At 67.0% G+C, this 21,111-nt stretch carries 18 protein-coding genes and 2 tRNA genes; 14 read left to right on the top strand and 6 right to left on the bottom strand.

The window, feature by feature from the left end; genetic code table 11:
* Position 1 precedes the first annotated feature (1 nt).
* From INP52_RS06140 to rplT, 6 genes are all read left to right on the top strand, one after another.
* On the top strand, positions 2-661 hold the full coding sequence (locus INP52_RS06140) for an MBL fold metallo-hydrolase (protein ID WP_194370019.1): 660 nt from the start codon (positions 2-4) through the stop codon (positions 659-661).
* Positions 662-729: 68 nt separating this feature from the next.
* Positions 730-815 (top strand) — tRNA-Leu (locus tag INP52_RS06135).
* 137 nt (positions 816-952) lie between these two features.
* Positions 953-1,471, top strand: coding sequence for a ferritin (locus INP52_RS06130; RefSeq protein ID WP_194370017.1), 519 nt, complete (start codon positions 953-955; stop codon positions 1,469-1,471).
* A gap of 253 nt (positions 1,472-1,724) precedes the next feature.
* On the top strand, positions 1,725-2,303 hold the full coding sequence (gene infC, locus INP52_RS06125) for a translation initiation factor IF-3 (RefSeq protein WP_194372891.1): 579 nt from the start codon (positions 1,725-1,727) through the stop codon (positions 2,301-2,303).
* Between the two features lie 2 nt (positions 2,304-2,305).
* Entirely contained in the window at positions 2,306-2,503 is a 198-nt protein-coding gene (gene rpmI, locus INP52_RS06120; RefSeq protein ID WP_194370015.1) for a 50S ribosomal protein L35, read from the top strand.
* Between the two features lie 43 nt (positions 2,504-2,546).
* The gene (rplT, locus tag INP52_RS06115) at positions 2,547-2,912 is read left to right on the top strand and encodes a 50S ribosomal protein L20 (protein ID WP_194370013.1); all 366 of its coding nucleotides are present in this window, start codon (positions 2,547-2,549) and stop codon (positions 2,910-2,912) included.
* 744 nt (positions 2,913-3,656) lie between these two features.
* Here rplT and ilvC read toward each other — a convergent pair.
* The 5 genes from ilvC to ilvA form a co-directional block, all read right to left on the bottom strand.
* Positions 3,657-4,655, bottom strand: a complete 999-nt coding sequence (ilvC, locus tag INP52_RS06110) for a ketol-acid reductoisomerase (protein ID WP_194370011.1) — start codon at positions 4,653-4,655, stop codon at positions 3,657-3,659.
* Positions 4,656-4,739: 84 nt separating this feature from the next.
* Positions 4,740-5,225 (bottom strand): acetolactate synthase small subunit, encoded by a 486-nt coding sequence (gene ilvN, locus INP52_RS06105; RefSeq protein ID WP_194370009.1) that lies wholly within the window; start codon positions 5,223-5,225, stop codon positions 4,740-4,742.
* Positions 5,225-7,108, bottom strand: coding sequence for a biosynthetic-type acetolactate synthase large subunit (gene ilvB, locus INP52_RS06100; RefSeq protein ID WP_194370007.1), 1,884 nt, complete (start codon positions 7,106-7,108; stop codon positions 5,225-5,227). The genes ilvN and ilvB overlap by 1 nt, the downstream gene beginning before the upstream one ends.
* Positions 7,105-8,769: a dihydroxy-acid dehydratase gene (ilvD, locus tag INP52_RS06095; protein ID WP_228478276.1), complete on the bottom strand. Its 1,665-nt coding sequence runs from the start codon at positions 8,767-8,769 to the stop codon at positions 7,105-7,107. Before ilvD ends, ilvB begins: the two co-directional genes overlap by 4 nt.
* A gap of 361 nt (positions 8,770-9,130) precedes the next feature.
* A complete protein-coding gene (ilvA, locus tag INP52_RS06090; protein WP_194370003.1) occupies positions 9,131-10,351 on the bottom strand; it encodes a threonine ammonia-lyase in 1,221 nt (406 codons plus the stop codon).
* Positions 10,352-10,444: 93 nt separating this feature from the next.
* On the opposite strand from ilvA, the gene INP52_RS06085 reads away from it, so the two are divergent.
* Positions 10,445-11,248, top strand: a complete 804-nt coding sequence (locus tag INP52_RS06085) for an ABC transporter ATP-binding protein (RefSeq protein ID WP_194370002.1) — start codon at positions 10,445-10,447, stop codon at positions 11,246-11,248.
* Positions 11,249-11,310: 62 nt separating this feature from the next.
* Here the strand turns inward: INP52_RS06085 and INP52_RS06080 are convergent.
* Positions 11,311-11,386 (bottom strand) — tRNA-Ala (locus INP52_RS06080).
* Positions 11,387-12,036: 650 nt separating this feature from the next.
* Here INP52_RS06080 and INP52_RS06075 point away from each other — a divergent pair.
* From INP52_RS06075 to rho, 7 genes are all read left to right on the top strand, one after another.
* On the top strand, positions 12,037-13,212 hold the full coding sequence (locus INP52_RS06075; RefSeq protein WP_194372889.1) for a glycosyltransferase family 4 protein: 1,176 nt from the start codon (positions 12,037-12,039) through the stop codon (positions 13,210-13,212).
* The gene (locus tag INP52_RS06070; RefSeq protein WP_228478274.1) at positions 13,209-14,189 is read left to right on the top strand and encodes a radical SAM protein; all 981 of its coding nucleotides are present in this window, start codon (positions 13,209-13,211) and stop codon (positions 14,187-14,189) included. Before INP52_RS06075 ends, INP52_RS06070 begins: the two co-directional genes overlap by 4 nt.
* Positions 14,190-14,224: 35 nt before the next feature.
* The gene (locus tag INP52_RS06065) at positions 14,225-14,536 is read left to right on the top strand and encodes a hypothetical protein (protein WP_194370000.1); all 312 of its coding nucleotides are present in this window, start codon (positions 14,225-14,227) and stop codon (positions 14,534-14,536) included.
* Positions 14,537-14,545: 9 nt separating this feature from the next.
* On the top strand, positions 14,546-16,036 hold the full coding sequence (locus INP52_RS06060; RefSeq protein WP_194369997.1) for a nicotinate phosphoribosyltransferase: 1,491 nt from the start codon (positions 14,546-14,548) through the stop codon (positions 16,034-16,036).
* 85 nt (positions 16,037-16,121) lie between these two features.
* A complete protein-coding gene (argS, locus tag INP52_RS06055; protein WP_194369995.1) occupies positions 16,122-17,966 on the top strand; it encodes an arginine--tRNA ligase in 1,845 nt (614 codons plus the stop codon).
* A 249-nt stretch (positions 17,967-18,215) separates the two neighbouring features.
* Positions 18,216-18,875, top strand: a complete 660-nt coding sequence (locus tag INP52_RS06050; protein WP_228478429.1) for a MarR family transcriptional regulator — start codon at positions 18,216-18,218, stop codon at positions 18,873-18,875.
* 228 nt (positions 18,876-19,103) lie between these two features.
* Positions 19,104-21,101 carry a transcription termination factor Rho gene (gene rho / locus INP52_RS06045; RefSeq protein ID WP_194369991.1) on the top strand — a complete coding sequence of 666 codons (1,998 nt, stop codon included), beginning with the start codon at positions 19,104-19,106 and terminating at the stop codon, positions 21,099-21,101.
* Positions 21,102-21,111 lie beyond the last annotated feature (10 nt).

Here is a 21,111-nt window from a genome sequence, read left to right as displayed (position 1 = left end):
CATGGACATCATCAGCGAGAAGGAGGTCGCACTCGGCTCCGACGAGCTGCGCCGCTTCGAGGTGACCCTTCTGGCCACCAACTGCTACGCCTACCTCTCCGAGGGCTCCTGCATGGTCGTGGACCCCGGCGGCTCCGGCGCCCAGCTGGCCGAGAGGCTCTCCGACGTGTCCGTGGAGCTCATCGTGGCCACGCACGGCCACGGGGACCACGTGGGCGGCGTCGCGGCCCTCAAACGCGCGACGGGAGCCCCCTACCTCATCTCGGCGGCCGACGCCGAGCGCGCCCGCCACGCCGGCGAGCGGGCCGAGACAGGCTACGTCTACGACGAGAACGCCCCCGCGCCGGACCGCACGCTCGCCGAGGGCGATGTCGTTACGGTAGGGACGGCCTCCTTCACGGTCATGGAGACGCCCGGGCACACCCCGGGCGGAATCGTGCTCGTGGGCGAGGGCTCGGCCAAGGGCATAGCCTTCGTCGGGGACACCCTGTTTCCCTCGAGCCACGGGCGCACCGACCTCACCGGGGGAGACGAGCGGGCCATCATGCGCTCGCTCGCGCGCATGGCCGCAAAGATCGACCCCACCACGGCGCTTCTGTGCGGTCACGGCCCCTCCACGACCATGGCCGACGAGCTGGCGAACAATCCCTACCTGCGCTAGCCGCGCGTCGGGCGGGCGCGCACATCTGCTATAGTTCTTCTCGCTCGCTACGCGCGTTGCGGGAGCTAGCCCGAGTGACGGAATGGCAGACGTGACGGTCTCAAAAACCGTTGGGGGAAACCTCGTGTGAGTTCGAGTCTCACCTCGGGCACCATGATCGAGCTGCGGCCGGGTTTTGCCCGGCCGTTTTCAGGTGTCGTGCCACGCAACAAGTGCGCTGGGTAGAATAAGAAGCGCATGACGCAGTGGGGCGGCAGGGGCCGTCCGACGTTCGAAGAAGGGAACACGCTCATGGCACTCTCCGACAAGGTAACCTCCGTCCTCAACGAGCAGATCAACAAGGAGCTCTACTCCGCCTATCTCTACCTCACCTTTGCCGACTACTACGAGGACCGCGGCCTCAAGGGCTTCGCCAACTGGTACATGATCCAGGTGCAGGAGGAGCGCGACCATGCGCTGGCGCTCCGTCGCTACCTGCTCGACAACGACTTCACCCCCAAGATGGCCGCCATCGCCGAGCCGGACCTGACCTTTGACAACGACCTCGCCCCGCTCGAGGCCGGCCTCGAGCACGAGGAATACATCACGGCCAGCATCCACCACTGCTACGAGGTCGCCCAGGGCGAGAAGGACATCCGCACGATGCAGATGCTCGACTGGTACGTCAAGGAGCAGGGCGAGGAGGAGACCAACGCCCGCGACAACATCACCAACATGAAGCTCTTCGGAAGCGACCCCAAGGGCCTGTTCGACCTCGACCGCGAGTACCAGACGCGCACCTACGTCGCGCTGACCGCACTTCCCATGTAGAAAGTCCGCAGCTTTTCCGAGTCGGCCTAGGCAACGCACGGTGGTTGTCCCAGGCCGACTCTTGTGCTACCATACACAAATGTGCTCTTACGAAGCGGGACCGCAGAGGTCCCCACCTACACGGCGCCTCAGGCAGCTGTCTGGTCAGACAAGATATTTCTCGCGCCCTCAGGTGCGTATGTCTCCCGGATGCCGCTTGGTGCCGGGGGCTTTTTTATGCGGCGTGAGCCGCGATGAGAGGAAGGTGTAGAAGATAGCCAGAAACGACGGTCCTCGTATCAACGAGGAGATCACCTCTCGCACGTGTCGCCTCATTGGCGTCGACGGGTCGCAGATGGGCCTGTTCGGAGTGCGGGACGCGCTGCGCATTGCCCACGACCAGGGGCTTGATCTTGTCGAGATCGCCCCTAACGCGGACCCGCCGGTCTGCAAGGTGCTCGACTACAAGAAGTTCAAGTACGAGCAGGATCGCAAGGCCAAGGCCGCTCGCAAGAACCAGGTCAAGGTCGAGATCAAGGAGATGAAGTTTCGTCCCAAGATCGACGTGGGGGACTACGAGACCAAGAAGGGTCACGTCCTGCGCTTCCTCAAGAAGGGTGCCCGCGTCAAGATCACGATCATGTTCCGCGGCCGCGAGATGGCCCACCCGGAGCAGGGGCGCATCGTGTTGGACCGGCTCGCCGAGGATCTGAAGGACTGTGCCACGGTCGAGCAGCAGCCGCTCATGGAGGGCCGCAACATGCACATGCTCATCGTCCCGATCAAGGGCGCCTTCGACGAGAAGGCGGACGCCGACGCGGACGAGGATCTAACGATGGAGAAGGAGAACTAGGTATGCCCAAGATGAAGACGCACAAGGGTACGGCGAAGCGCTTCCGTCGCACCGGCACTGGCAAGATCATGCGCGCCAAGGCGTTCAAAAGCCACATCCTGTCCAAGAAGTCGCCCAAGCGCATCCGCGGGTTTCGTCAGGAGACCACCCTCACGGCGGCCGACACCAAGAACGTCTCTCAGCGCATGGGCTCCAACTAGACAAGGCGCCCCAGAATTTTTTTCAACGAGGAGTTGATCAGATATGGCACGAGTCAAGCGCGCCGTTGCCGGCCGTAAGAAGCGTCAGACGCTCGTAGAGCGCACCAAGGGTTATTACGGAGTTCATTCCCGCACCTTCCGCGGCATGAAGGAGCAGTCCCAGCACTCCGGGCAGTACGCCTACCGCGACCGCCGCAACAAGAAGCGCGACTTCCGCTCCCTGTGGATCCAGCGCATCAACGCCGCGGCCCGCATGAACGAGCTCTCCTACAGCAGGCTCATGCACGGGCTCAAGCTCGCCGGCGTCGAGCTCGATCGCAAGGTCCTCGCCGAGATCGCCTACTCCGACGAGCAGACCTTCTCCGAGATCGCCGACGTCGCCAAGAAGGCCCTCGCCGACGCCGAGTAACCTGCGCTCTCCTGCGTTTTGAGCGCCTCGAGCCCCTGCGGCCCGGGGCGCTTCTCTGTGGGCCGGCTGTGCGTGTCACCCTTGCCGCTCGCAGGAGAAAAGCGACCGCTTGTGGGGGACGGGACGTCTCGCGTCTAAAGGGAACCCAGGGGGGAACAAAGAGAGTAAGCAAACGCGTCGCTACCCAAGAAGCGACCGACCAAGGAGGCGAGTCCAGTGAACAGCGAAGAGATAGCAGCTTTTGGGCCCGTTGGGAGCGCGACCGAGGTCTTCTAACATTCGGGCGAGCGCACTCGCCAACATTTTCCGATACTGCATCGGATGGGACCCTTGAAGGAAGCGCCGAACGGGCCCAAAGTTTAAGACAGAGCTCCTTTCCCATCGAGAAAGAGAACAGAGGCGATTCCGAAGTAATACCACACAGACATGGGGCGGAGCAAAGGGGCTCCGCCCCTTTTTCATGGCTCGAGGCTGCGTGACGCGTGCTCTTGGGCATATGACCCCTATCCCTTCCGGCATGCAACCCCCGCTCCTTCCGGTCAGGATTGGGGCGCTTTTTATGCAAGGGCCGCCGAGAGCGACGCCTTTTCTTCTAAGGGCTCACGTTTTCCCAGTTGGGAGCTCTTCTCAGCGAGAGGAGCATCAAAAGAGAGCCCCAATACTGGAGGGGGCGGCAGCCGGGAAAAGGGGCCCGATCGCAGCTGCGGTCGGGCCCCAAGCAAAAGACGAGCCTGTCGAGAAGCCCTAGTCCTTCTTGATCCAGCTGAACATGGAGCGAATCTTCTCGCCGGTCTTCTCGATCGGGTGGGTGTTGATTTCCTCGCGCTTCTCGAGGAGCCACTTGTGGTCGTTGTTGCAGTCCGCGACGAACTCGGCGGCGAAGGAGCCGTCCTGGATGCGGCCCAAGATCTCCTTCATGGCAGCGCGGCTCTGGTCGTTGATGACCTTGGGACCGGCGTAGTACTCGCCGTACTCGGCCGTGTTGGAGATCGAGTAGTTCATGAAGTGGATGCCGCTCTCGTACATGAGGTCGACGATCATCTTCATCTCGTGATAGACCTCGAAGTAGGCCAGCTCCTCGGGGTAGCCCGCCTCGGTCAGGGTCTCGAAGCCGGCCTTGACCAGCTCGACGAGGCCGCCGCAGAGCACGGCCTGCTCGCCGAAGAGGTCCTCCTCGGTCTCGTCCTTGAATGTGGACTTGATGACGCCGGAGCGGGCGCCGCCGATGCCCCAGCAGTAGGACAGGGCGATGCCCCAGGCGTCGCCGGTCGCGTCCTGTGCGACGCAGGCGAGGTCAGGCACGCCGGAGCCCTCGGTGTACTGGCGCCTCACGATGTGGCCCGGGCCCTTGGGGGCGCACATGATGACGTTGACGTCCTCGGGGGCCTTGATGTAGCCGTAGTGGATGTTGAAGCCGTGCGCGAACGCGAGGGTGTCGCCGGCCTCCAGGTTGGGGGCGACGAACTCCTCGTAGACGGCGGGCTGGGTCTCATCGGGCACGAGCATCATGATGACGTTGGCCTCCTTGGCCGCCGTCATCATGTCGCAGACCTTGAGGCCGGCCTCCTGGGCCTTCTGGGCGGACTTGGAGCCCGGGCGCAGGCCCACGCGGACGTCGCAGCCGGAGTCCATGAGGTTCAGGGCGTGGGCGTGGCCCTGCGAGCCGTAGCCGATGATGGCGACCTTCTTGCCCTGGATAACCGAGGGGTCGCAGTCCTTCTCGTAGTAGATCGTGACGGCCATGTTCTTCTCCTTTTTGTCGAGGTACTAGTCTGAAACGAACCGCCGAGGCGGGTGGTTCCCATGAGGGAGTGATGGGGCTGGGACCTACGAGTCGTGGCCCCCGCGCGCCATCGCGATCTTGCCGGTGCGCGTGAGCTGGCGGATGCCGTAGCCGCGGAAGAGGCCCTCCATGGCGTCGAGCTTGCTCTGGGTGCCGGTGGCCTCGATGGTGAGCGTGTTCTTTCCCACGTCGACGACCTTGGCGCGAAACACGTTGGCGATCTCGATGAGCTCGTGGCGCCGCTCGGGCGTGGCGGTCACCTTGAAGAGCACGAGCTCGCGCTCGACGGCGTCCTGCTCGGTGAGGTCAGAGATCTTGAAGACGCTGACGAGCTTGTGGAGCTGCTTGGTGATCTGCTCGAAGCCGACCTCGTCGGCCTCGACGATGATCGTCATGCGGGAGAGCGTCTCGTCCTCGGTGGGGGCGACGGTGAGCGACAAGATGTTGAAGCCGCGGCGGCTGATGAGCCCCGTGACGCGCGACAGGACGCCGGACTTGTTCTCTACGAGAACCGAGAGCAGGTGCTTCATCACTCGTCATCTCCCTTCGCAGGCTCCGTGGGCGCGCCCGGGTGCCCCGTCGTGCCAAAGCCCTTCTCGCTCACGCGCACGCCGCCCAAGGTGACGTCCAGGGCTCCGATGATGTCATCGAGTGGGGCGCCGGGGGCGACCATGGGGTAGACGGTCTGGTCGGTGGGGATCACGACGTCGAGCAGGTATGGTCCCTCGCAGGCGAGCATCTGGTCGAGCGCCGGGCCGATCTGGTCGGGCCGAGAGATGCGCGCGGCCTGCCAGCCGTAGGCGTCGGCGAGCTTCACGAAGTCGGGGGTGTCGGCGAGCTCGGTGAAGGAGTAGCGCTGGTGGTAGAAGAGGCTCTGCCACTGGCGGACCATGCCGAGGGCGCGGTTGTCGATGATCATGACCTTGATGGCGGCGTCGTTGATGGCGGCGGTGGCCATCTCCTGGACGTTCATCTGAAACGAGCCGTCGCCGGCGACGCAGACGACCTCGGCCTCGGGGCAGCCGACCTTGGCCCCGATGGCTGCGGGAAACCCGAAGCCCATCGTCCCCAGGCCGCCCGACGAGATGAACGTGCGCGCGTGCTCGCGGTGGATGTTCTGGTGGGCCCACATCTGGTGCTGCCCGACCTCGGTGGTGACGATCGAGGCCTCGGGGTCGAGTCGGTCAGACAGGGCCGAGAGCACGACCTCGGGCGCGATCTTGTCGGGATAGTCCGCGAAGGCGTCCGTGTAGAACGGCCAGCGCTCGCGCCACTCGAAGACCTCCCTGGTCCACGCATCGTCCACGGGATGGGCGTCGGCCTTGGCCAGGCGCTCGTTGAGCGAGGCGAGAACCACGCGCGCGTCGCCCACGATGGGCACCGCGGGGTCGACGATCTTGCCGATCTCGGCGGGGTCGATGTCGACGTGGATGATCTTGGCGCGGCGCGCGAACTCGGAGACCTTGCCGGTCACGCGGTCGGAGAAGCGCGCGCCCACGGCGATGAGCAGGTCGCACTCCGTGACGGCCCGGTTGGCGTACTTGGAGCCGTGCATGCCCACGGGGCCCAGGTTGAGCGGGTTGGAGCAGCGCATGGCCCCCTTGCCCATGAGCGAGGTCACGACGGGGATGCCCATGCGCTCGGCGAGCTCGGTCAGCTCGGCGCAGGCATGGCTGGCCACGATGCCGCCTCCCGCGTACAGAAGCGGACGCTGTGCCTCCTGGATGAGGGCAGCGGCCTGCTTGACCTGCTTCGCGTTGCCCTTGTAGGTGGGGCGGTAGCTGGGCAGGCTCACGGAGTCGGGGTAGTGGAAGACCATCTCGGAGCCCGACAGGTCGCTCGGGACGTCGATGAGGACGGGACCGGGACGCCCCGTCGAGGCGATGTAGAACGCCTCGCGGAAGGTCCGCGTGAGGTCGGCGTTGGACTGCAGGAGGAAGCTGTGCTTGACCACGGGCATCGTGATGCCCACGATGTCGGACTCCTGGAACGCGTCGGTGCCGATGACGCCGCGCGTGACCTGGCCCGTAATGACGACGAGGGGGACGGAGTCCATGTAGGCCGTGGCGATGCCGGTCACGGTGTTGGTGGCGCCGGGGCCGCTCGTGACCAGGACGACGCCGACCCTGCCCGTGGCTCGCGCGTAGCCGTCGGCCATGTGCGTGGCCCCCTGCTCGTGGCGGGCGAGCACGTGGCGGACCTTGGTGGAGTCGTACAGGGCGTCGTAGATCTTGATGGCCTGCCCCCCGGGGTAGCCGAAGATCGTGTCCACGCCCTCGGCCTCGAGCGAGGCGATAATCGCCTGCGCGCCCGTCATGGTCTTGCCCTCGTGCTCGGTCTTGCTACCCGGGCCGAGCGGGCGTCCCCCAAGGGCGCGCTGGCGCAGGGCGATCTTCTCCTCGGTGGTCATCATGAGAGGTAGGCCCCCTTGTCTGCGCTCGTGACGAGACGCGCGTAGCGGGAAAGGACTCCGGTGGCGTATCTGGGCGCGGGTGGCTCCCACGACGCGCGGCGGCGCCCGAGCTCGGCGTCGTCGACCTCGAGGGTCAGCGTGCCCGCGTTGATGTCGATGCTGATGGTGTCGCCCTCACGCACCAGGGCGATGGGCCCGCCGGCCGCGGCCTCGGGAGAGACGTGGCCGATCGCGGGGCCCTTCGTGGCGCCCGAGAAGCGCCCGTCGGTGATGAGGGCGCAGGACTTGTCGAGGCCCATGCCGCAGATGGCCGAGGTGGGCGTGAGCATCTCGCGCATGCCGGGGCCCCCGGACGGGCCCTCGTAGCGAATCACGAGCACGTCGCCCGGGCAGATCTTGCCGCCGAAGATGGCCTCGCAGGCCTCCTCCTCGCTCTCGAAGACGCGCGCGGGCCCGCGGTGGACGCGCATGTCCGGGGCCACGGCGCTCTTCTTGACGACGCCGTAGTCGGGGGCAAGGTTGCCGCGCATGACCTTGAGGCCGCCGTCGGCTGAGTAGGCGTCGTCGACGTGCCGCACGATCTCGCCGTCAGCCTCGGGGCACTCCCTGACCCAGTCGGCCATGGTCCCGTGGCAGGTGAGGGCGTCCAGGTCCAGGTGGCCGGTGCGCCCGAGCTCGCCGATGATGGCGGGGACGCCGCCGACGGCGTTGAGGTCCTCGATGTGGCGCGGGCCCGCCGGCGCGATGCGCACGATGTTGGGGGTCTGAGCGCTCATGCGGTCCCAGTCCCCCATCGTGACGGGGCAGTCGGCGGCGTGCGCGATGGCGGTGAGGTGCAGCATCGTGTTGGTGGAGCCGCCGAAGGCCATGTCGAGGGCCATGCCGTTTCTCACGGAGTGCTCGTTTATGATCTCGCGGGCCGTGATGCCCTGCTCGAGGAGCCTCATGACCTGCATGCCCGTGTGCTTGGCTAGGCGGATGCGCTCGGAGTAGACGGCGGGCACCGTGCCGTTGCCGGGCAGGGCCAGTCCGAGCGCCTCGGCGAGGCAGCAGATCGAGTTGGCCGTGAACATGCCCGAGCAGCTGCCGCAGGTGGGGCAGGCGGTGTTCTCGAGCCAGGAGCACTCGTTCTCGCTCATGGTGCCGGCCGTGACCGCGCCGACGGCGTCGAAGAGGCTGTTGAGGTCGGTCTGGCTGCCGTCGCGTCCGCGCCCGGCGAGCATGGGGCCGCCCGAGACGAGCATGGTGGGGATGTTCAGGCGGCAGGCGGCGATGAGCATGCCGGGGACGATCTTGTCGCAGCTGGGGATGATGACCATGGCGTCGAACTGGTGGCCCTGGATCGCGCACTCGACGGAGTCCGCGATGACCTCGCGGCTCGTGAGGGAGTAGCGCATGCCCTCGTGGTTCATGGCGATGCCGTCGCAGACGCCGATCGTGTTGATCTGCAGGGGGGTGCCGCCGGCCATGCGCACGCCCGCCTTGACGGCGTCGGCGATGGACTGCAGGTGGATGTGACCGGGAATGACCTCGTTCTGGGCCGAGATGACTGCCACGAAGGGACGGTCGAGTTCCTCGTCCGTGAGGCCGTCGGCCTTGAGGAGGCTCCGGTGAGGCGCGCGGGCCAGCCCCCGCTTGATGGCATCGCTTCTCAGTTGCACGTCGTCCTTCTTCCCCTCATGGCAGACAGATGCGCTACGCGTGAGTCTGCGGAGGGGGACGTGCCCGCTCGATGCCCCGTGACGGTGGGCTTCCGGCTCGAGGTACTGATCATCCGCAGACGCTCGGGGGTCTCCCGGCGCAGGGGGCGACGTTCTCGCGAGCTGCTCGAGGGGGTGTTCGGGGCCGTCCGCCGCGGGCTTCTCAGGTGTGCCCGCTTGCTGTGGGACGGGTGCGGCTCGTACGTGCCCTGTCATCGCAGATACTCAGTGCCTGGTAATGTACGTGTCCCCCTGTTTCCGCCGTGTGACCGCACGGGGGCGGTCTTGTTACGCTTGGTCTCGGCGGACGGGCGCGGGCGCGCTACAGCGAGGTCTGCACGAGGGTGGGGGAGAAGCCCGCCTCCTCGAGCGCGCCCACGATCTGGGCCCTGTGCTCCTCTCCGTAGGCCTCGATGGTGACGCGCAGCTCGACGGCGGCGTTTCTGTTGGTGCTCACGAACTGGTTGTGCTCGAGCTTGATGACGTTGCCGTTCTTCTCGGCCACGACGCTCGCCACGCGCACGAGCATGCCGGGGCGGTCGGGGAGCAGCACCGAGACCGTGAAGATGCGCCCGCGCTGGATGAGGCCGTGCTGCACCACGGAGGACATCGTGATGACGTCCATGTTGCCGCCCGACAGGATCGAGACCACGCGCTTGTTCTCGGCGGGGAGGTGCCTCAGGGCGGCCACACTGAGCAGCCCCGAGTTCTCGACGATCATCTTGTGGTTCTCGACCATGTCGAGAAAGGCCACGATGAGCTCCTCGTCGGGGACCGTGATGACGTCGTCGAGGTTCTCCTGCAGGTAGGGAAAGACGAGGTCACCGGGCTCGAGTACCGCCGTGCCGTCGGCGATGGTGCTCGCGGAGGGGAGCTTGACCACGTGTCCCGCCTCGAGCGAGGCCGTGAGGCACGCGGCCCCCTGGGGCTCGACGCCGATGACGCTGATCTTGGGGTTGTAGAGCTTGGCGAACGTGGAGGCGCCGCAGGCCAGGCCGCCCCCGCCCACGGGCACCAGGATCGTGTCGACGAGCGGCAGCTCCTGGATGACCTCCATGGCGATCGTGCCCTGTCCGCAGGCCACGACGGGGTCGTTGAACGGGTGGATGAACGTGTAGCCGCGCTCCTCGGCGAGCGCGCGGGCGCGCTCGCACGCCTCGTCGTAGACGTCGCCGTAGAGGATCACCTCGGCGCCGAGGGCCTTCGTGCGCTCGACCTTGATGAGCGGGGTCGTCGTGGGCATGACCACGACCGATGAGGCGCCGGCGCGTGCGGCAGCGTAGGCCACGCCCTGCGCGTGGTTGCCCGCGCTCGCCGTGACGAGGCCGCGCCCGAGCTCCTCGTCAGAGAGGGTGGAGATCTTGTAGTAGGACCCGCGGACCTTGTAGGCGCCCGTGCGCTGCATGTTCTCGGGCTTGAGCCACACGCGATTGCCGGACTGCGCCGAGAAGTACGGGCTCGCCACGAGCTTGGTCTCCTGCGTGACCTCCTTGACCTTCTCGGAGGCTTCCTCGAACGCCTCGAGCGAGAGCGTCTCTGGCATGGTGGGTCCCTGCTTTCTGAGCGGCACGGCTTTTCGATTTGCCTATAGTAGACCCCGCGGCGCGCTCGCGCCGGCTCGTCTCAAGGAGGTTCCATGGACGCTCGCGCGTCGGCCCCGCTCTTCTGGATTCGTGACGCCAGCGTGGTGCGCGCCGGTCGCACCATCCTGCACGTCGGCGACTTCTCGCTCTCCGAGGGGGAGCACGTGGCCCTCTTGGGCCCCAACGGCGCCGGGAAGTCGACGTTCATTCAGCTGCTCACCCGCGAGGTCTTCCCCCTGTGGCGCGAGGAGCCCCCCGTGCGCTTCCGCGGGCAGGAGCGGCCTCTGCTCTCCGAGATCAAGGGCGCCCTGGGCATCGTGAGCTCCACGATGCACGATCAGGTGCGCGTTCACCTCCCGGTGGAGGACATCGTCGTGGGAGGCCTGTTCGGGACGCTCGGGGTGCCCCTGCACGCCGAGGTGGGAGGCGCGCACCGCGAGCGCGCCCGCGCGGCCCTCGACCGCCTGGGCATCGTCGGGCTTGCCGGGCGCGACGTCATGACGCTCTCCACGGGCCAGGTCCGCCGCGTGCTCGTGGCGCGCGAGCTCGTGCGCGACCCCCGGGTGCTCATCTTCGACGAGCCGTGCACGGGGCTCGACCCCGAGGGGATGTACCACGTGCGCCAGACCATGGGGGCGCTCGCCTCCGAGGGCCGCTCGATCGTGCTCGTGACGCACTACCCCGAGGACATTATCCCGCCCATCGCTCGCGTGCTCCTGGTCAAGGACGGCGAGGTCTTCGCCGACGGCCCCAAGGCCGACCTGCTCACGAGCGAGGTCATGAGCGACCTGTTCGACGTACCCCTCGTGGCGGCCGAGCAGGACGGCTGGTACTCGCTGCGCGGCTCGTACGCCTAGGGCCCCTGTGCATCAAAAGGAAGGCCCGGGTGCCAGCCGAGGCATCCGGGCCAAACGGTCTCTGGTGGAGATGAAGGGATTCGAACCCTCGGCCTCTGCCTTGCGAAGGCAGCGCTCTCCCAGCTGAGCTACATCCCCAGGCGCGTAGCGCGCTGGTAATTGTGGCAGCGCCCCCGGCGGCTGTCAAGCGGCAATCGAGAAGCGATCGGCGGCGCGGCACCGGCGAGTGGCGTCGGCGCCGCGCGGGCATGATTGGGGCGCTTTTTTGATACGAGAGGCTCCTTCTCGGCATCCGTGAGCCTCGCCAGCTGGGATAACGCTATGCAGGGTGGCACTTTGACGTGCTTTTCTCGCAGATCCATCAAGAATGTGCCCGATCGTGGCAGAGGGTCGCGACAGGTGAGAAGCGACAGAAAAATCGTCCCCTGCGGTGCGGTAATGAACCCACCTCTCAAAAGGTGGGTGTCCCCATCGTGTGTTCCGGCTTTCTCAACAACGGAGAATACCCGTACTGAACACGAGATGTCGGACTCCCTCGTAGTGCTTGTCGGTTCACCCAGTTTGCACCGCAGGGCGACGACAACACCTACTATAGGTGAGCCGTCCGGAGAAACCAGTCTTGACTTGCGAGGCGTGGTCGGTGAAAGTAAAAGGTACGTGCGCGCGAGCGCCCCCGGTCCTCTCCACATACCCGCGTCCCTCGGCAAGGCGGCGGTCGTTTCCGCTATCATGAGCTGAGCAAAAGGCGTCAGCGCGTTCGGGGAGGAGACGAGGCAGTGCCACACTGGATGCCGTACCTGTGCCTCTTCGCGACCGCGCTTCTCACGACCGTCGCCGCGACCCCGCTCGCGCGTAGGATCGCCGTGGCCGTCGACGCGGTCGACTACCCCAGCGCCCGTCGCATCAACCGCACGCCCATCCCGCGCATGGGCGGCATCGCCTTGTTCTGCGGCATCGTTGCGGCGTTCGTGGTCCAGTACCTGGGCACGAAGTTTCTTGACTGGCCGGTCGTGCTCGTGCCCTCACCCAAGCTGCAGATCGACTACTGGCTGCTCGTAATCGCCTTCCTCGTGATCTTCCTCACGGGCCTTCTGGATGACTACCGCTCGCTGAAGCCGCTTCAGAAGCTCCTGGGCCAGACGCTCGCGGCCACCATCGCCGTGGCGGGGGGGCTCGTGATCGGTGACATCGCCGACCCCTTTTCCCTGCACGGCATCATACAGCTGGGGTGGCTCGCATACCCGGTCACCGTGGTCTACCTCGTGTCCTACGTCAACATCATCAACCTCATCGACGGCCTCGACGGCCTCGCGGCCGGTATCTCGGCCATCGCGAGCTTCACCATGTTCGTGCTCTCAGTGTGGGCGGGGCGCCCCGACGCCGCAGCGCTCTCAATCGCGGTCGCGGGCTCGTCCGCGGGCTTTCTGCGCCACAACTTCTATCCGGCCTCGATCTTCATGGGGGACTCGGGCGCCCTCACCCTCGGCTTTGCGCTCGGGACGGCGTCTCTGCTCTCGGTCACGCGCTTCGCGGGCCTGACCACCATCATCGTCCCGCTCGTCATAGCGGCCGTGCCCATCATCAACACCTTCTCGGCCATCGTGCGGCGCCTGCGTGCGCATGTGAGCGTCGGACAGGCCGACCTGGGCCACATCCACAATCGCCTCATGGCCGAGGGCTACAACCAGCGCCAGGCCGTGCTGCTCATCTACGCCTGGACCGCGCTTCTGTGCGTGGGTGCCGTCGTCATGACCAAGGTCTCCACCTGGCCGCGCATTCTCATCTTCTGCGTGCTCATGGCCCTCTCCGCGGCCTTCGCCCGGCACCTGCGCCTGTTCGACCCGGTGCTCCTGCACCGCCGCGATCCCAAGGACGGCGCGGGTGAGGTCGAGGGCCCTGCCGACGGGTCCCCCGAGGAGACCCACGAGCGGTCCCGGCGTCACGGGCGGGGGCGCCGCCCGTGACAGCTCCCGCATCGCCGTGGCCCTGCGAGAGGGCCTACGCATCCTGCGAGCTCTGCCCGCGTCGCTGCCATGTCGCGCGTCTCGGCGGCGCGGCCGGCGTCTGCGGGATGAGCGCCCAGCTCAGGGTGGCCCGCGCGGCCCTGCACTTCTGGGAGGAGCCCCCCATATCCGGCGCGGCCGGCTCGGGCGCTATCTTCTTCTCGGGCTGCCCCCTGCGCTGCGTCTTCTGCCAGAACCACGAGATCTCGAGCGAGGGGTTCGGCGCGGCCGTGAGCACGGAGCGCCTCGCCGAGATGATGCTCGAGCTTCAGGGGCAGGGCGCGCTCAACGTGAACCTCGTGACGCCCCTGCACTTCGCGCCCCACGTGCGCAGGGCCGTGGAGCTCGCCCACGCGGCCGGTCTCACGCTGCCCGTCGTCTGCAACACGTCCGGCTACGAGCGCGCCGAGGTCGTGCGTGCGCTCGGCGAGGTCGTGGACGTGTGGCTGCCCGACTTCAAGTACGCCGACTCTGGCCTGGCATCCGCGCTCTCGGGAGCGCCCGACTACCCCGACGTCGCCGCGCAGGCACTGGCCGCCATGGTGGGCTCCGTGCGCGAGCGGGGAGGGCGCGCGGTCGCCCCCGACGGGGCCATGACGCGCGGGGTCATCGTGCGCCACCTCGTCCTGCCCGGACACGTCCAGGACTCCTGCGCCGTGCTCGATCGGGTCTGGCAGATCGCGGGAAACCAGGTCGACCTCTCGATCATGAACCAGTACACCCCCAACGACGTCTGCCGCAGTGCCGGTGGGCCCCTCTCCCACGGCGTCTCCGAGGAAGAGTACGAGATCGTGCTCTGCCATGCCGACGACCTCGGCTTCGAGCGCCTGTGGTGGCAGGAGGGGGGCACGGTCTCGGAAAGCTTCGTGCCGCGCTTCGACGCGACGGGGGTGGCCGGGCCCGAGCTCCGGGGCCCCGGGCCCGACAAAGGGGTATAACTGTGGGCACTGTCGACGAGCGGGACGGAGGGCGTATGTCCGAGGACGAGGGCCTGAGCGAGGCGGAGCGCGCCGAGCTGGAGCGCCTGCGGGCCGAGAAGGCCGAGCGCGACGAGGCCGCGCGAGCCGCCGCCGAGCGCGCCGAGCTGGAGCGCCTGCGCGCGCAGAGCGACGCCGACGAGGCAGCCCGCGAGCAGGAGGCCCATGACGCCAGGGCACGCGAGCGGGGCCGCAAGATGATGGAGCCCGACGAGGACGACCTCAAGATGGCCCCTGGGCAAAAGATCGTGATTCTCGTCATGGTGGGGGTGGCTCTCATCTGGCTGCTCGCCACGCAACTCGGATAGGGGGACGACGTGTCACTCACCGACCGCACCAAGCCCACCGACGTCTGTCTCAACACGGATCTTTACGAGCTCACGATGGCGCAGGGCTTCTGGGAGTCCGGCCTCGCGGACGCCCAGGGCTGCTTTAATGCCTTCTTTCGCGAGAACCCCTTCGAGGGCGGCTACGCCGTCTGCTGCGGCGTGGGCCAGGTCGCCGAGCTCGTGGAGAACTTCGTCTTCGACGACGAGGACATCTCCTACCTCTCGGAGCTCGAGGCACCCGGCGGCGGCCCCATGTTCAAGCCGGGGTTTCTCGAGTACCTGCGCGACCATCACCTCGACCTCACGATACACGCGGTGAGCGAGGGGGAGGTCGTTTTCCCCCGTGAGCCCATGGTGCGCGTCGAGGGTCCCGTGATCGACTGTCAGCTCGTCGAGACGGCCCTGCTCAACCTCGTTAACTTCCAGACGCTCGTGGCCACCAAGTGCGCCCGCGTCGTGCGTGCCGCCGAGGGCCACCCGGTCTCCGACTTCGGGCTGCGCCGCGCCCAGGGCCCCGACGGGGGCCTCGCCGTGGCGCGCGCCTCCTACGTCGCCGGAGCCTCGTCCACCTCCAACGTGCTCGCCGGCAAGATCTACGGCATCCCGGTCTTTGGCACGCACGCGCACTCCTGGGTTATGGCCTTTGGCTCGGAGCTCGAGAGCTTCCGCGCCTTCGCTGCCTCGAGCCCCAAGAACTGCACCCTGCTCGTGGACACCTACGACGTCCACCAAGGCATAAAAAACGCCATCGTCGTGGCCAGGGAGATGGAGCGAGCCGGCGAGCGCCTCGCGGCCATCCGCATCGACTCGGGTGACCTCGCGCGCCTGTCCAAGGAGGCGCGCTTAGCCTTCGACGAGGCCGGCCTGCCCTACATCAAGATCGCCGTCTCCAACGACCTCGACGAGTACACGATCCAGTCGCTGTTCGCCCAGGGGGCGCCCATCGACTCGTTCGGGGTCGGCACCAAGCTCGCGACCTGCGACCCGCAACCCTCCTTGGGAGGCGTGTACAAGCTGTCGGCCATCCGGCGCGACGCGGACGGCCCCTGGACGCCCGTCATCAAGCTCTCCGAGCAGGCCTACAAGCGCACGCTCCCCGGGATTCAGCGCGTTCTGCGCTACCACGACGCCCTGGGCCGCCCCACCGGCGACCTCATCGTGGACGACACCGTCGCGCACGAGGGCGTGGCCCATCGGATGGTCGACATCCTCGACCCCTATCGCACCTACGACCTCGCGGGCGAGCCAAGCGGGCTGCTCGAGAAGATCGTCGAGGGCGGCCGACGCACCGCACCCCCCGAGGGGATAGAAGCGGCCCGGCAGCGCTGCGCCGACGCGCTCATGCGCCTCGATCCCGCGGTGACACGCTTCTTGAACCCGCAGGTCTATCCCGTGGGCCTCGAGCGCGGCCTCGCGGAGCTCCTGCGCAACCTCGCAGAGGAGGAGGGCGCGCGCTCCGGTCGCCCGACCGTGGCCTAGCTCGCCCGTCGCGCGCTCTGATACACTTCCTGCGGGCGCAGCGCCCTTGCGCCCGGCCCCTTCACGCCCCACGATGGGAGAGAACATGCCCGACAAGATCGAGGAACTCGTCCGAGCCGCCCTGGCGGCGGCCCAGGCCGCAGGAGAGCTGCCTGAGTTCGAGGTGGGAGACCTCGGGTTCGAGCGACCTGCGGACTCCGGAAACGGGGACTGGACCTCGACCGTCGCCCTGCGCTCTGCCAAGCTCGCGCACCGGTCCCCCGCGCAGATCGCGGCCGTGATCGTGAGACGCCTGGACCACGACGCGAGCGTCGAGCGCGTCGTGGTGGCAGGGCCCGGCTTCATCAACTTCTACCTCGCCGCCGCCTCGGCCAACGAGGTCTTCCGCACCGTCCGCGACCAGGGCCGCTCCTACGGTCGCTCGAACGTGGGTGCGGGTCAGAAGGTCCAGGTGGAGTTCGTCTCGGCCAATCCCGTGGGCCCTCTGCACGTCGGCCACGGGCGCTGGGCGGCCCTGGGGGACTCCCTGTGCCGCGTGCTCGAGCATGCCGGCTACGACGTCGAGCGCGAGTACTACATCAACGACCACGGAAGCCAGATGGACGTCTTCGGCCACTCCATCTCCAAGCGCTACCTGCAGCTCTTTGAGGTCATGGGGGAGCGCGCGTGCACCCTGGACGAGGCGCGCGCGGCCCTTCTCGCCGATCGCGAGGCCTACGTGGCCGACGAGGCCGACGAGCGCCCCCAGACGCATCCCCTCACGAACGCCTTCAACGAGGACCTGGGCGACAACGCCTATGGCGGCGACTACATCGTGGACCTCGCGGTGCGCTTCGCGGAGTCGGACGCTCGGCGCTGGCTCGCGGTCGCGGAGGACGAGCGCATGGCGGAGTTTCGCGAGCGCGCCTACCATTGGATGCTCGAGTCCATCCGCGACACCTGCCACGACGCGCGCTGCGACTTCGACGTGTGGTTCTCCGAGCGCAGCCTCTACGAGAAGGGCCCGAGCGGCATCTCCGCCGTCGACCGCGCGCTGGCCAGGCTCGACGAGCTTGGCCACCTCTATCGCGACGAGGCGGGTGCCCTGTGGTTTCGCTCGACGGACTTCGGCGACGACAAGGACCGCGTGCTCATCAAGACCAACGGCGACTACACCTACTTCGCCTCCGACGTAGCCTATCACTGGGACAAGTTCCAGCGCGTCGACCACGTGATCGACATCTGGGGGGCAGACCACCACGGCTACATCCAGCGCGTGTCGTCTGCCTGCGAGGCGCTCGGCTATCCGACGCAGTTCGAGGTCCTTCTCGGCCAGCTCGTCAACCTTCTGCGCGACGGCCACCCGGTCAGGATGTCCAAGCGCAAGGGCACGATGGTGGGCTTCGACGAGCTCCTTCGCGAGGTGGGCACCGACGCGACGCGCTACACCCTGGTCTCCAAGTCGTCCAACCAGATGATCGACTTCGACATCGAGCGGGTGAAGCGGCAGGACAACACGAACCCCGTCTACTACGTGCAGTATGCGCACGCGCGCATCTGCTCGATCCTGCGCCGCGGCGCGGGCGTCAGCGCCGAGGAGGCGGCCGAGCTGGGCATGGACGAGGTCTCTCGCCGCGCGGTGGGAGACGACTACGACCTCTCCCTGCTCACCGAGCCTGCCGAGGCCGCGCTCGCTCGCGAGCTCTCCGAGTTCGGGGCCCTCGTCGAGAGCTGCGCGCGCGATCGGGCTCCCTTCCGTCTCACGCACTACGCCGAGGAGCTCGCGGGCGAGTTCCACTCGTTCTATGCCGTCTGCCAGGTGCTCCCTGGCAAGGGGCGGCCGCTCGACCAGGAGCTGTCCCACGCCCGACTCGCTGCGGCAGACGCCACGCGTCGCGTGCTCGCGCTCACGCTCGAGATGATTGGGGTGTCCGCACCGCAGTCCATGTAGGGCGCGTTCAGGCGCTTTTCCCGTGAGAGCTCCCCCGCCTTGCCAGGAGGCGGGGGAGCTCTCATAGATGCCGAAGGGTGATATGTGGGAATTATCTACGTCTTTTATAAATTCCTTTGCATTAGCAATGGTTGAGTGGTTCGTTGTCTTGTATACTGCGTGGCTATAAAGAAGTATCTTAACTAAGCTGTTGTACTGGAGTTTGTTTGACTCTAAGAAAGGCCAGGGACCGTGGATCTCAAGGAATTCATGTCCGTGAGAAGGGCATATAACATCGTTCGGCAGATGGTTGACTCCAAGGAGCGACTCACCTTCGAGGAGTTCGCGATTCTCTGCCGCCTTGACGTCGCGGGGGCTCCGGTCAAGACCTCTGCCATCGCCGAGTACCAGGGCGCGCTTCGCCCCACCATGACGCATCGGACCAACCATCTCGCAAACCTGGGCTTCATCGTGCGGACCGAGGGCGACGTCGACCGCCGCAACGTGGTCTGCTCGATCTCCGACGAGGGCAGGGCGCGCGTGGCGCATCTCTCGGGCCTCACGCGCGCGCAGATCCCGGCCGGCCGCGCCCTGTCGCGCACCTCGGCCGACCGCATCCGCAAGTACGTCGACGCCATGGGCTCGCTCTTCTGCAAGGCCGGTGACCTCGTGGTCCTTGGCATCTACGCCTCCTCGGGAGACACGCTCACGATTATGCAGCTCGTCGAGGCGCTCGGCCTTCTACAGCCGACCGTGTCCATGTCAGTGTCCTCGCTCGTCGAGCACGGCCTCGTCACGCGCTCCCATGACGCGGGCAGCGCGCACACCACGAGCGTGAGCCTGACCCCGGAGGGCACGGCCTATGCCGAGGAGTTCGCCCAGAGGATTGAGCAGCTCGTCGTGAGGCGTAGGCTGCGCGGCGCGAACTAGGGGCCTTTCGAAGACATGCAATTGTTTCGTCTTGTCAGAATCTCATGAGTGCTATAATATACGAGTGGTTCCGTCTGGTAGATGCCAGAGGAGCCGCCCGTAATCTTATGTGAGCATACTTGCTCAAAACACATTGTGTCAGAGGGCATAGGCCCCGGACCTGAGCTCGGCAGACCCGCTTCGGTGCTTGGGTGCCCTGTGTGGGTGCCACAAAAGAGAGGTAACCATATGTCGGACGACGTAACGCCCGTTTCCGCCTCGGCTTCGGCCGACGACCAGCCGGCAAAGCCCCGGAGGCATCGACGGACCAAGGCGGAGATGGCGGCCGCACGCGCGCAGGAGGCAGCTGCTCGGGAGGCCGCGGAGAAGGCGGGGGAGCCCTGGCCGCCCAAGCGTCGTCGCACCCGCTCGAAGGCGAGCGCCCCTGAGAAGCCCGCGCCCGCGCATGAGGAGTCCGCACCTGCGCGCGAGGACTCGGTGAAGCAGGTCCCGAGCGTCCCCGAGCCCTCTGCGGAACCTGCCTCCGAGGCGACCCGCCCCGTCGCGGGCGAGCCCGCGTCCCACAAGACCGGAGCCCCCAAGCGTCGCCGAACCCATCGCCACGACGAGGTGCCCGCCTCGTCCCCCACTGCCTCCGCCTCTGCGCCCGACGAGATGACGCAGCTCACCCAGGAGGCAACCAAGGCCAGCTCAGAGCCAACGCAGATGCCTGCGCAGACGCTGGGCGCACCCTCCTTCGAGCATCGTCGCGAGACGAGCGCTCACGCTCCTGTGCCCGCGAACAGGCAGCCCCAGGCGGACTCCTCTCACATGAGCCGCAAGCACCGTCGCCCGGGTGACCACTCCGGCAGCGGCAACGGCTATCAGAGCCGTCGCCAGGCAAACAATCAGGGGGGGCAGAACAACCAGGGACGTCATCGCAACCGACGTCAGCAGGACTCCTCGTTGTCGCCCTCTCTCACGCGCGACGAGCTCATAAAGCTGAAGGTCGCGGAGCTGCGCTCCAAGGCGGCCGAGCTGGGCGTCGAGTACGTGGGCGTGCGCAAGCCCGAGCTCGTCGAGGCCGTCTACGCCGCCGCCGCCCAGGCCGAGGGGTTTCGCCCCGTCGAGGGCATCCTCGAGATCGGGAACGAGGGCTACGGCTGGATTCGCACGGGCAACTACATGGAGGGCGACGGTGACGCCTTCGTCTACCAGCAGCTCATTCGCTCGCTTGGCCTGCGTCCCGGCGACCGCGTGGCGGGAACCGTGGGCCCCGGTCGCTCCAACAGCAAGTATCCGCCCCTTCAGAGCGTGAGGACCGTCAACGGCCAGCCGCCCGAGGGGCTCAAGGTACGCCCGCGTTTTCGCGACCTCACGCCCGTCTTTCCCAATGAGCGCCTGGCCATGGAGTGCGACAAGAGTTCGATCACGGGTCGCGCGATCGACCTCGTCTCGCCGATCGGCAAGGGCCAGCGCGGCCTTATCGTCAGCCCCCCCAAGGCCGGCAAGACGACTGTTCTCAAGAAGATCTGCCAGTCCATCGCCGCCAACAACCCCGAGGTGCACCTCTTCTGCCTGCTCGTGGACGAGCGCCCCGAGGAGGTCACGGACATGGAGCGCTCGATCAAGGGCGAGGTCGTGGCCTCGACCTTCGACATGCCCGCCGACAACCACACGCGCGTCTCCGAGCTCGTGATCGAGCACGCCAAGCGGCTCGTGGAGACGGGCGAGGACGTCGTGGTGGTGCTCGACTCGATTACGCGCCTCGCGCGCGCCTACAACCTCGCACAGCCCGCGAGCGGCCGCATCCTGTCCGGCGGCGTGGACTCCGCCGCGCTCTACCCGCCCAAGAGGTTTCTGGGCGCGGCGCGCAACATAGAGAACGGCGGCTCCCTCACGATTATCGCCTCTGCGCTCGTGGACACGGGATCAAAGATGGACGAGGTCATCTTCGAGGAGTTCAAGGGCACCGGCAACATGGAGCTCAAGCTCGACCGCGACCTCGCCGACAAGCGCATCTTCCCCGCGATCGACCCGGTCTCCTCGGGCACGAGGAACGAGGACCTGCTCATCGATGCCGAGTACCAGCCGTTCGTCTGGGGCATCCGTCGGGTGCTCGCCAACATGAACAACACCGAGCGCGCGGCGAACGCCCTCATCAAGGGCCTGCGCGAGACGGAGTCCAACTCCGAGTTCCTCATCCTCAGCGCCAAGAAGGCCCAGAAGACCGGCTACATCGCCTAGAGGCCGCCGG

It is taken from the genome of Thermophilibacter immobilis, assembly GCF_015277515.1.
Lineage (GTDB): Bacteria > Actinomycetota > Coriobacteriia > Coriobacteriales > Atopobiaceae > Thermophilibacter > Thermophilibacter immobilis.
Note: the sequence above shows the minus strand (reverse complement) of the source record. Positions and strands in the feature narration are given on the sequence as shown.